This is a genomic window from Nocardioides sp. QY071, from assembly GCF_029961765.1.
Taxonomy (GTDB): domain Bacteria; phylum Actinomycetota; class Actinomycetes; order Propionibacteriales; family Nocardioidaceae; genus Nocardioides.
In genome coordinates this window covers 5,143,150-5,154,627 of the sequence record NZ_CP124681.1, presented here as the reverse complement: position 1 = coordinate 5,154,627, position 11,478 = coordinate 5,143,150, and the positions used below count along the sequence as shown (strand labels likewise).

At 72.7% G+C, this 11,478-nt stretch carries 8 protein-coding genes; 5 read left to right on the top strand and 3 right to left on the bottom strand.

The features are described from left to right. Positions 1–95: 95 nt before the first annotated feature. Positions 96–620, bottom strand: a complete 525-nt coding sequence (locus tag QI633_RS24755) for a TetR/AcrR family transcriptional regulator (RefSeq protein WP_282427412.1) — start codon at positions 618–620, stop codon at positions 96–98. Between the two features lie 63 nt (positions 621–683). On the opposite strand from QI633_RS24755, the gene QI633_RS24750 reads away from it, so the two are divergent. Further along, positions 684–1,346: a lysophospholipid acyltransferase family protein gene (locus QI633_RS24750; RefSeq protein WP_282427411.1), complete on the top strand. Its 663-nt coding sequence runs from the start codon at positions 684–686 to the stop codon at positions 1,344–1,346. 7 nt (positions 1,347–1,353) lie between these two features. After that, positions 1,354–2,502 carry a zinc-binding dehydrogenase gene (locus tag QI633_RS24745; protein ID WP_282427410.1) on the top strand — a complete coding sequence of 383 codons (1,149 nt, stop codon included), beginning with the start codon at positions 1,354–1,356 and terminating at the stop codon, positions 2,500–2,502. 120 nt (positions 2,503–2,622) lie between these two features. Here the strand turns inward: QI633_RS24745 and QI633_RS24740 are convergent, their stop codons facing one another. Continuing rightward, positions 2,623–4,329, bottom strand: coding sequence for an FAD-binding dehydrogenase (locus QI633_RS24740; protein ID WP_282427409.1), 1,707 nt, complete (start codon positions 4,327–4,329; stop codon positions 2,623–2,625). 87 nt (positions 4,330–4,416) lie between these two features. Here QI633_RS24740 and QI633_RS24735 point away from each other — a divergent pair, with 87 nt between their 5' ends. Continuing rightward, on the top strand, positions 4,417–7,398 hold the full coding sequence (locus QI633_RS24735; RefSeq protein WP_282427408.1) for an MMPL family transporter: 2,982 nt from the start codon (positions 4,417–4,419) through the stop codon (positions 7,396–7,398). A gap of 14 nt (positions 7,399–7,412) precedes the next feature. Next, entirely contained in the window at positions 7,413–8,000 is a 588-nt protein-coding gene (locus QI633_RS24730) for a TetR/AcrR family transcriptional regulator (protein ID WP_186348218.1), read from the top strand. A 202-nt stretch (positions 8,001–8,202) separates the two neighbouring features. On the opposite strand, the gene QI633_RS24725 is transcribed toward QI633_RS24730, so the two are convergent. Then, positions 8,203–9,774: an adenylate/guanylate cyclase domain-containing protein gene (locus QI633_RS24725; RefSeq protein ID WP_282427407.1), complete on the bottom strand. Its 1,572-nt coding sequence runs from the start codon at positions 9,772–9,774 to the stop codon at positions 8,203–8,205. A 34-nt stretch (positions 9,775–9,808) separates the two neighbouring features. Here QI633_RS24725 and QI633_RS24720 point away from each other — a divergent pair, with 34 nt between their 5' ends. Further along, positions 9,809–11,455: a hypothetical protein gene (locus QI633_RS24720; protein WP_282427406.1), complete on the top strand. Its 1,647-nt coding sequence runs from the start codon at positions 9,809–9,811 to the stop codon at positions 11,453–11,455. Positions 11,456–11,478: the final 23 nt, after the last annotated feature.

The window sequence follows — 11,478 nt, the reverse complement described above, 5'->3', positions numbered from 1 at the left end:
GGCCGGTGGTGAGTTTCACCGGCCGGCCGGTGAAACTGGTGCTGGGACGAGGAAGCTTCCTCGTCCAAGCGCCAGTTTCGTCGTCCAAGTACTCGTTATGTCGCCCGCCGCAGCAGTACGTCGAGCGCTGCGGTCGGGTCGATGCCGGTCGGCTCGGTAGCGCGGCGGCTGGTGAGCGCGGCCAGTCCGTGCACGCCGGACCACAGGGCGAGGACCTCCTCCGGGCTCGGAGTCCGCCGGGTGGCGCGGGTCAGGGTTGCGCCGAGGTCGGCGAACCAGCGCCCGGTGATCTCGCGCAGGTGGCCGCCGGCGCCCTCGAGCAGGTCATGGCGGGTGATCAGGTCGAACATCTCGGGGCGCTGCCGCGCGAAGTCGAGGTAGGCGCGGGCGGCGGCGTGGAGGTCGTCGGCGGCCAGCGCCGGAGCGATCTGCTCATCGAGGTCCTCGAGACCGCCGCGCGCGATGGCCGCGAGCAGGGCCTGGTAGGTCGGGAAGTACCGGCGCGGGGCGCCGTGGGAGAGGCCGGCGGCGCTCGCGATGGCGCGCAGCGAGATGGCGGACAGGCCGCGTTCCTCGAGCAGCTCGGTGCCGATGGTGACGAGACAGTCGCGCGGGCTCACGTAGACATTGTCTACAGAGTCGGGCAGGCTGGCCAGTAGACATTGTCTACGCGGAGGTCGGTCATGTGGTTCTGGTTGCTGCGGTGGGTGCTGCTCGGCCCGGTCGTGCGGTGGTTCACCCGCCCGCGGGTGGTGGGCCTGGACCGGTTCCCGTCCGCCGGCCCGGTGGTCGTCGCGGCCAACCACCGCGCCGAGATCGACTCGCTGGTGCTCTCCTTGGTGCTGCCGCGCCAGCCGCGGTTCCTGGCGAAGGCGGAGTACTACGCCGGTGCCGGGCTGCGCGGGCGGACGGAGCGCTGGCTGTGCTCGGTCACCGGCCAGATCCCCGTCGACCGCGCCGGCGGCTCCGCGGCGTCCGCCTCCCTGGCCGCCGCCGAGACGCTGCTGCGGTCGGGCGGCGTCTGGGCGATCTACCCCGAGGGCACCCGCTCGCCCGACGGCCGGCTGCACCGCGGTCACACCGGGGTGGTCCGGGTCGCCCGGGCGGTGCCCGACGCGGTCGTGCTGCCGGTGGGCTTGCTGGGAACCGAGGTGGTCGATCCGCCTTCCCGCGGCGGCGGCGGTCGGCGGTGGTGGCGGCGCGGGCGGGTCACCGTCGTGATCGGCGCCCCGGTCGACGTACGGAACGGGGAGGTGCGGGCCGCCACCGACGCGTTGATGCGGGCGATCGGGGAGCTGACCGACCAGCGACCGCTCGACCGGTACGTCCCCCGGCGGGCGGCATGATGTCCGCATGCGCGCCGTCGTCTGCCACCGCACCGAGCTCACCGTCGAGGACCTCCCTGACCTGACGCCGGAGCGGGGGCAGGTGCTGATCGACGTGGAGCGGTGCGGGATCTGCGGGTCGGACCTGCACGCCCGCCTGCACAGCGACGAGACCGCGGCGGGCGCCGCCGAGCTCGGCTACGACCACTTCATGCGCTCGAGTGACCGGGTCGTGATGGGGCACGAGTTCGTCGGCACCGTCGCTGACTACGGTCCCGGCACGCGCAAGCAGCTGCCGGTCGGCACTCGCGTCGTCGCGCTCCCGGTGCTCCGCGCCGGTGGGTCCACCCACCTGACCGGCCTCAGCCCGCTCGCCTCGGGCGGGTACGCCGAGCAGGTGCTCGCCGTGCCGTCGATGACGATGCGCGTGCCCGACGAGCTCGACGCCGACGCCGCCGCGCTCACCGAGCCGATGGCGGTCGCGCTGCACGCCGTACGCCGTGGCGAGGTGGGCGCGAAGGACACCGCCGTCGTGATCGGCTGCGGCCCGATCGGCCTGGCCGTGATCGCGATGCTCAAGGCCACCGGCGTGCGGCACGTGATCGCCAGCGACTTCTCCGCCGGCCGCCGTGCCCTCGCGGCGAAGACGGGTGCCGATGTGGTGGTGAACCCCGCCGACGAGTCGCCCTGGGCCTCCTTCGCCGAGTCGAAGCGGTACCTCACCGAGGCGATCGCCCTGGCGGACCTCGGCATCGACGCGATGGACAAGCTGCGCGCCGTACCGCTGCTGCCGTGGGCCCACGTCATGCGCGCCGCCGAGAAGGCCGGGGCCACCCCGCGCGGCCCGGTCGTGTTCGAGTGCGTCGGCATCCCCGGCATGATCGAGCACGTCGTGTCGAACGCTCCGTTGCTCTCACGCGTGGTCGTCGTCGGCGTCTGCATGGGCGAGGACACCTTCCGCCCGTCGATGGCGATCAACAAGGAGATCGACCTCCGCTTCGCGTTCGCCTACGACCCCAGTGAGTTCCACCAGGCCCTGCAGTGGATCGCGTCCGGCAAGGTCGACGTGCGCCCGCTCGTCACGGGTGTCGTCGGGCTGGACGGCGTGGCCGGGGCATTCGAGGACCTCGGCGACCCCGAGCGGCACGCGAAGATCCTGGTCGACCCGTCCCGTTGAGTTGCCTCATCCTCCTGGTTGAGTTGCCGCCTTCTCCCCGTTGAGTTGCCGATCTCAACGGTGAGGATGCGGCGACTCAACGGTGAGGATGCGGCAAGTCAACGGTGAGGATGCGGCAAGTCAACGAGAGCCGACGGCGCGCCCGGCGGCCCGGCCGGAGAAGATGCAGCCGCCGAGGAAGGTGCCCTCGAGCGCGTTGTAGCCGTGGACGCCGCCCCCGCCGAAGCCGGCGACCTCGCCGGCGGCGTACAGGCCGGGGAAGGGGGTGCCGTCGGGGCGCACGACCTGGCTGTCGAGGTTGGTCTCGATGCCGCCGAGGGTCTTGCGGGACAAGATGTTGAGGCGTACGGCGATCAGCGGCCCGTGGGCCGGGTCGAGGATCTTGTGGGGCTTGGCGACCCGCATGATCTTGCCGGTGCGGTCCTTGCGCCCGTTGTGGATCGCCATCACCTGGGCGTCCTTGCAGTAGGCGTTGTCGATCTGCCGGTCGCGGTCCTGGATCTGCTTGCGCAGCACCTCGACGTCGAGGACCCGGCCGCCGCGGGCGATCTTGTTCATCCCCGCGACCAGCTCGTCGAGGGACGATGCGACGACGAAGTCCTCGCCGTGCTCCTTGAACGCCTCGACCGGGCTGGTGGCGCCCTTGCCGAGCCGCTCCTTGAGCATCATCCGGACGTCCTTCTCGGTCCAGTCCGGGTTCTGCTCGGAGCCGGAGAGCGCGAACTCCTTCTCGATGATCGACTGGGTGAGCACGAACCACGAGTAGTCGGCGCCCGTGGCGAGGATCTGCTTCATCGAGCCGATCGAGTCGGCGCCGGGGACGCCCGACATCCCGGTGAGGCGGTGGCCGTCGGCGTCGAACCACATCGACGAGGGGCCGGGGAGGATCCGGATGGCGTGGTCGGGCCAGACCGGGTCCCAGTTGTGGATGCCCTCGACGTAGGCCCACATCCGATCCTTGTTGACCAGGTTGGCGCCGGCGGCCTCGGTGATGGCGAGCATCCGGCCGTCGACGTGGGCGGGTACGCCGGCGATCATGTGCTCGGGTGCGGGCCCGACCCGGTCGGTGGGCCAGTTGGCGCGCATCAGCTCGAAGTTGTGGCCGATGCCGCCGGACGTCACGATCACCGCCGGCGCCCTCAGGGAGAACGAGGAGACGACCTCGCGCGACGACCTCACGCCGCGCGGCAGGTCGGACGGCTCGAGGACCGAGCCGCGGACGCCGACGCACGCACCGTCCTCGACGACCAGCTCGTCGACCTGGTGCCGGAAGGCGAAGCGGACCTGGCCCCGGGCCTCGGCGGCCTCGACCGGCTCGAGGAAGACCCGGACCACCTCGGGGCCGGTGCCCCAGGTCAGGTGGAAGCGCGGGACCGAGTTGCCGTGGCCGCTGGCGGACCCGTCGCCGCGCTCGGCCCAGCCGACGAAGGTCAGCGACTTGAGGCCGAGCTCGCGCAGGTAGGCGCGCTTCTCGCCGGCCGCGAAGTCGACGTACGCCCGAGCCCAACGGCTGCCCCAGTGGTCCTCGCCGCGCTCGGGACCGTCACCCTCGCCGATCCGGTCGAAGCCCGCCGAGCCCTGCCAGTCCTGCCAGGCCAGCTCGGGGGAGTCCTTGATCCCCATCCGGCGCTGCTCGGGGGAGTCGACGAAGAACAGCCCACCGAGCGACCAGAACGCCTGGCCGCCGAGGTTGGCGCGGTTCTCCTGGTCGAGCACGAGCACCTTCCTGCCCGCCTTCACGGCCTCGTGGGTCGCGACGAGGCCGGCGAGGCCGGCGCCCACGACGATCGCGTCCGGCTGGAATCCCTGCTCAGCTCCCTGGCTCACGCGAGGGAGCCTGCCACACCGAGCCACGCCCGTGGCCCGCGCCACACTTGCTTGCCACTGGCAAGGAACCGGTTCTACTTTCCGGGGGTGCCCCCTCACAGCGACCAGGTCGCGCGCTACGCCCGCTTCGCCGTACGACGGGCCGGGTGGGTGGTGCTCGCCTGGCTGGCGGTCACGGTCGTGATGAACGTGGCGGTACCGCAGCTCGAGGAGATCGCCGGGCGCGACTCCTCGCCGATGGTGCCGAAGGACGCGCCGTCGATGCGCGCGGTCGAGCTGATGAACCAGGAGTTCAGCAACGGCGACGCCGAGAGCTTCATCGTGGTGGCGATGGAGCGGACGTCGGGCCTGACCAAGGCGGACCGGGCGTACGCCGAGGGCCTGGTCGGCGGGCTCGCCGAGGACGAGGGCGACGTCGCGTTCGTCCAGGACATCCGGGACCCCGCGCTGCGCAGGGCGCTGACCAGCGACGACGGGCAGGCGCGCTACCTGTTGGTCGGCATCACCGGCGCGACCGGCGCGCCCGCGTCGCTGCGCCAGGTCGCCGCGGTGCGCGACATCGCCCGGGCCGGTGCGCCGGACGGGCTCACCGTCCAGGTCACCGGGCCCACCGCGACCGTCGTGGACCTCGCGACCGAGACCGAGCACAGCGTCGTGCGGATCACCGTGGTCACCATCGGCCTGATCGCGCTGATCCTGTTCCTGATCTACCGCTCGCTCGTGGTCCCGGTCCTCATCCTCACCGTCGTCGGGCTGGGCCTCGGGCTCGGCCGGGCGGTGGTCGCGTGGTGCGGGCTGCAGGACCTCTTCGCGGTCTCGACGTTCAGCGGCTCCTTCCTCACCGCGATCGTGCTCGGCGCCGGCACCGACTACGCCGTCTTCCTGGTGGCGCGCTACCACGAGCAGCGCCGTCTCGACGTCGAACCGGGGCGGGCGGCCGCGATCGCCGCGACCCGGGTCGGCTCGGTCATCGCCGGCTCGGCCGTCACCGTCGTCCTCGCCACCCTCGCGATGGCACTGGCCGACCTCGGCTTCTTCAACACCACCGGCCCCGCGGTCGCCGTCAGCATCGCGGTCAACCTGCTGGTCAGCCTCACCCTCACCCCGGCGCTGCTCGCACTCGCGGGCCGGCGCGGCTGGGCCGAGCCGCGCGAGTCGAAGGCCTCGGGAGTGTGGGAGCGCGTCGCCGGCGTCGTGGCCGCGCACCCCGCGCGTACGTTCGTCGCCTCACTCGTCCCGCTCGCCCTGCTGGCCGCGGTGTTCCCCCTCACCGACCTGTCGTACGACGTGCGCGACCCGCTCCCCGAGGACGCGGAGAGCAACGCCGGGTATGCCCTGTTGGGACGGCACTTCCCCGTCAACGAGGTGCTCCCCGACTACGTGCTCATCCGTGCCGACCACGACCTGCGCACCAGCAAGGACCTCGCCGTGCTCGAGCGCGCCTCGGCCGCAGTGGCCCAGCACGACGGAGTGGCCCTGGTGCGCGGGGTCACCCGGCCGCTCGGCGTACCGATCACGGAGGCGTCGGTCGCCCACCAGGCCGGGCTGGTCGGGGACGAGCTCGGCAAGGCGCAGGGCAAGGTCGCCGAGGGCACCAGCGGTGCCGAGCAGCTGGCGGACGGTGCCGGGCAGCTCGACGACGGGGCCGGCCGGCTCGCCGACGGGGCCGACAAGGCCGTGACCGGTGCCGACCGGATCGCCGCCTCGACGGGCCGGCTCACCTCCGGCATGACCAAGCTGCTCGACGGCGCCGACGCCGCGATCACCGGGACGGGCGACCTGCGCACGGGCGCGGCCGGTCTCGCCGACGGTCTGGACACCGCCGCGGACCAGGTGCAGGTCGCCGTCGACGGTCTCGGGCTGGTTCACGACGCGCTGGCCACCAAGAGCCTCACCTGCGGTCTCGACGCGGCCTGCCGGCAGGCCCGGACCGGGCTCAAGCAGATCTGGGAGGCCGAGCGCGACCAGCTGCTGCCTGGCCTGCGCCAGGCCGCGAAGGGTGCCCGGGCACTGGCCACCGGCAGCGGCGACCTTCAGTCCGGCCTCCAACAGCTGCGGGCCGGGATCGCGAAGGCCCGCAACGGCAGCCGCCAGCTCGCCGACGGCCAGAAGGTCTTCGCCGACCGGCTCGGCGACCTCTCCGCCGGTGTCGACGAGCTCGCGGCGGGGGCCGACCGCCTGTACGGCGGCACCCGGCAGGTCGCGGCCTCGCTGCCCGAGCTCGAGCACGGCCTCGCGGCAGCCGCACGCCACCTCCGCGAGACGCGCACGGCGGCCGACGACCCGGTCAGCGGTGGCTTCTACCTGCCGCCGACCGCCCTGCAGGACCAGGACTTCGCCGCGGCCATGCGGCTCTACCTCTCGCCCGACGGCCGGACGGCGCGCCTCGCCGTACTCGGCTCGACCGACGCCTTCGGTCCCGAGGCCTCCGACCGGGTCGAGGACATCCGTGCCACCGTGGAGACCTCGCTCAACGGCACCCGTCTCGACGACGCCGAGGTCCTCACCACCGGGATGGCGAGCACGAACGCCGACCTGCGCGACTACTCGATGTCCGACCTCGAGGTGATCGCGAGCCTCGCGCTGGTGGCGGTCTTCCTCGTGCTCCTGCTGCTGCTGCGCAGCCTGGTCGCGGCGTTCGCGCTGATGGCCACGGTCGTGCTGTCGTACGTCGCCGCGATCGGCCTCTCGGTGCTGGTATGGCAGTACGGGCTGGGCATCCAGCTCGACTGGACCGTCGCCGCCGTCGCGTTCGTCGTGCTCGTCGCCGTCGGCGCCGACTACAACCTGCTGCTGACCAAGCGGATGCACGAGGAGGCGCCCGACGGCTCGGCCCTGGGGATCGCGCGCGCGACCGCCGCGACGGGGGGAGTGATCACGTCGGCCGGCGTGATCTTCGCGGTCTCGATGATGGCGCTGCTCGCCGGCCGGGTGACCACGATCGGGCAGGTCGGGTTCACCATCGCCGTGGGGCTGCTGCTCGACACCTTCGTCGTGCGCTCGCTCCTCGTGCCCGCACTCGCTACGTTGCTGGGCAGGCGGCTGTGGTGGCCGCAGCGGACTCGGTGACTCGGGGGATGATCATGAGGCAGGTCGACCTGCGGCAGCGGCTGATCCGAGCCGCGGAGCAGGAGATCGCGGCCTGCGGACCGGCCAAGGCCAGCCTGCGCGCGATCGCCCGCCGGGTCGGGGTCTCCCACCAGGCGACCGCCCACCACTTCGAGGACCGGGCAGGCCTGTTCACCGCGCTCGCCGTCGAGGGCTTCGAGCTCTTGCTGTCGTCGACTCGCTCGGCCGTCGTCGACGTCCCGGTTGCGGGTGGTCAACAGGTCACCGCCGCCGGAGTCGCGTACGTCGAGTTCGCCGCCCGCCAGCCGACGATGTTCGACGTGATGTTCCGCCCCGAGCTGCTGCACGCCGACGACGCCGCACTCTGCGACGTCCGGCTCGCCCACCGGGCCCTGCTGCTCGACCTCGTCCGGGCGGCCCAGGCGGACGGGTGGGCAGCGTCGGTGCCGACGGAGGAGCTGGTCACCATCGGCTGGGCGACCGTGCACGGGCTGGCGGTGTTGCAGCGCGACGCCCAGCTGACCGCCGTACCCACCGAGGTCGACCTCGAGCCGGCCAAGCTGCTCGTCGTGATCGGTCAGGCGCTGGGCGCGCTGGCGTGACTTGTAACTAAGTGTTACAGCACGTTTTTGGCTGCACCAGCGCCCGGGTAGCGGTCGCAGCGCCGAGGTAGATGTCTGCTGGGTCCTCGGAGGTGTTGCTCGGCGCGCGACTGCCATCGAGCCAAGGGTTGCTACCAGCCACCCGGGCGTTGTGGCTACTACCTGGGCGCTGTTGCACCGCTTTCTGGCGCGTAACACTTAGTTACAAGCGCTGGATCGCCAGCCGGGTCGGCTCGCTCCGCCCGCGGAGCACGATCTCGCCGTGCCCGATCCAGTGGGCCGCCTCGGCCGGGTCGGCGGCGGCGACCGAGTCCCAGGAGGCGAGTACGCCGCCGGGCACGTCCTTGGCGAGGTCGGTGAGCCGGGCGGCGGAGTTCACGGCATCGCCGATCACGGTGTACTCGAAGCGCTGCTCGTGCCCGACGTTGCCCGCGACGACCTGGCCGGTGGCGACGCCGATCCCGGCACCCACCTCGGGCACCTCGACGGCCAGCCGCGCCGCGGCGGCGCGGGCCGCGGCGAGCGCCGCGGTGGCGTGGTCGTCGAGCTCGACCGGGGCGCCGAAGATCGCGAGCACCGCGTCGCCGATGAACTTGTTGACCAGCCCGTGGTGACGGTCGACCTCGTCGACGACGACCCCGAAGAACCGGTTGAGTACGGCGACCACCTCGGTCGGCCCGTGCTGGGTGGCGTACGTCGTGGACCCGATGAGGTCGACGAAGAGCACGGAGCACTCCCGGGTCTCACCGCCGAGCTCGATCTCGCCGGCGCCCAGGGCCGCCGCGGCCGCCGCGACCTCCTGGCCGACGTGCCGGCCGAACAGGTCGCGGATCTGCTCGCGGTCCCGCAGCCCGTGGACCATCGAGTTGAAGCCGCTCTGCAGCTGGCCGAGCTCGGTGCCGTCGTACACCACCACGTCGGCGTCGAGCCGGCCCTTCTCGACCTCCTGCATCGCGTCGCGCACCGACAGGAGGGGCGCGACGACCGACCGGGCGTTGAGATCGGTGAGCAGGAAGCCGAACAGCAGCACGATCCCGCACACGATGATCGTCACGACGGCGAGCTGGGTGAGCGTCGCGTCCGAGCCGGCGGGCGTGAGGGCGAGGATCGCGGCGATGAGGAGGCCGACGACCGGCGCGCCGGTGCCGAGCGTCCAGAAGATCGCCATCCGGGGGCCGACACCGACGCCGCGCATCCTCTCGGTGACCCGGACGTCGCTCAGCGCCCGCGCCGCGATCGGTCGTAGCGAGAACTCCGTGAACAGGTAGGAGATGCCGGCCACCACGACCCCGCCGATGCTGACGGTGAGTGCTGTGCCGAGGGTGCGCGAGGGCTGCAGGAGGACCGTGAGCGTCGTGAACAGCAGCGTCCCGACCAGCCACATCACCAGCTGCATCACCGTCAGCGTCAGCGGCACCCGCAGCGCCCGGGCGCGCTGGGTGCGGTCCGGGTCGACGCCCGGCTGGGTGGCCCAGCGCAGGGCGCGCAGCGAGGTCGTCGTACCCCACACGGCACCGATCGCCGCGGCCACGAACACGTAGGTCGGGATCGCGATCGCCAACGCGATCACCATCTCGCGGTTGGGACCGGGCGACGGGATCGCCCAGGTGTTGATGACGAACACGACGAGCGCGCCGATCAGGTTGGTGCCGACCAGGAGCACGGTCAGCAGCACCTGGATCCGGACCCGCAGCTGCCGGGGCTCCTGGTCGCGCGGGCCGAGGACGCGCGAGCCGAACGGGCTGCGTCGTCGAGAGGCGGTCCCGCGCGGCATGGGCCGAAGCGTAGTGACTCCTAGGATGAGGCGGGTGGGTCTCGGGAGAAGGATCGCCGCTGCTGTCGTGCCCGCCCTCGCGCTGACGGCGTGCACGGGCGGGACGTACGGCGACGAGCTAGTCCGGTCGGGGCCCGCCGACCCCGCGCGGGCCACCCTGGCCGACGGGCACGAGCTCGTCATCAGCGACGGCGGCGACAGGTACATCGCACAGTGGCGCGAGCGCGGTGGTGAGGGATGGACCGAGCCACAGACGATCGCCCAGGGCTCGGACCTCGACACGGGTGGCTCCACGATCGCGGTGGGCGGTGACGCCGCGGTCGTCGCCATCGACTGGTGGCAGGCGGACGACGACGAGCACGACAGCTTCGTCCGCAGCGACGCGGCGATCTGCCACGACCTCACCTGCGACCTCGTCGAGGACGTCACCGCGGCGCCGATGATCGACGCGGACGGGACCTTCGCCGCGGTCGCCACCGACGACGAGGTGCCTGCGTTCGCGGTGTGGCGCGGAGACGACGAGGGATGGCAGCGGGTGCGGCTGACCGGACCGCCGGCTGCGACGGGCGGGGTGCACCGGGCGCCGGACGTGAGGCTGCTGGCCGACGGCAGCCTGGTGACGGTGGTGGGGCGGCAGGGGGCGGACGGCTGCACCTTCGAGCTGTGGGCCGCCCGCCCGCGTCGCACCGAGCTCGCCGTGGTCGCCGCCACCCCGGCCCGCGGCCAGGACGGCTGCTACGCCGAGGACATCGAGGCAGGGACCGCGTCGGTGTCCTTCTACAACCGCGCCATCGACCAGGTCGTCACCTTCACCCGCACCGGCGACACCTGGACCGACGACCAGCCGGGCGGCGCGACCGGCGAGGGAGGACTGGCCTCCATCGACCCCGCGGTCGGCCTGCCGATGCAGATCACCGACCTGGACGACGACTCGTCCGTCGCCGTGGGGTCACCGGACCTGCGCCGGGTCGTCGTCCAGCGCCGGTCCGCCGGCAGCACCGCGTGGACCGAGCCGAAGCAGGTGGCCCGGGCTCCCGCCGGCCAGGAGTGCCACGCCGCCCGCTCCGAGACGATCTACGGCGCCACCGACGTCCTCCACCTCGTCCAGTGCTGGCCCGCGGGCTCCGCCTGGGGTGACGAGTACGACGACGCGCCGCCGCCCTCGACCGGCGTGGTGGTCGCCAGCGCGGAGGGCAGCGAGTGGGTCGCGCAGGTCGTCGAGCGGCCGGCGTACGAGCCGCTCTCCCAGACCAGCGCCCACCTGCTCGTCGCGCGCGGCGGTGAGCGCTCGCTGCTGTGGCGGCAGGGAGCGAAGGCGTTCGAGGTGGTGCACCTCCCGCTGGCCAACCCGACGGTCGACGCGCTGGCCGTCGCCGGCGACGAGGCGATCCGGGTCACCGGCAACCCCGACGAGGACGCCGCGTGCGTGCCCACCTGGTCCACGGCGCCGCTGACCGCCCGCAGCTGGGGACCCTCGCAGCCGATCGCGCCGATCCCGGAATGGGCCGCCGGTCCCCACGACTGCTACGGCGTGGTGATCGACCAGGAGGAGCTCAAGCGCGCGCCGAGCCCCGACCGCGCCTACCGGGTCGCGGCGGTCGTCGAGGACTACAACGGGTCGATCGACGGCGTGCTGTCCCGGGTCCGCGGCGACTGGCGGTTCGAGGGCTCCGGGGACTGATCCCGTGCCCCGTTGGGCGGGAC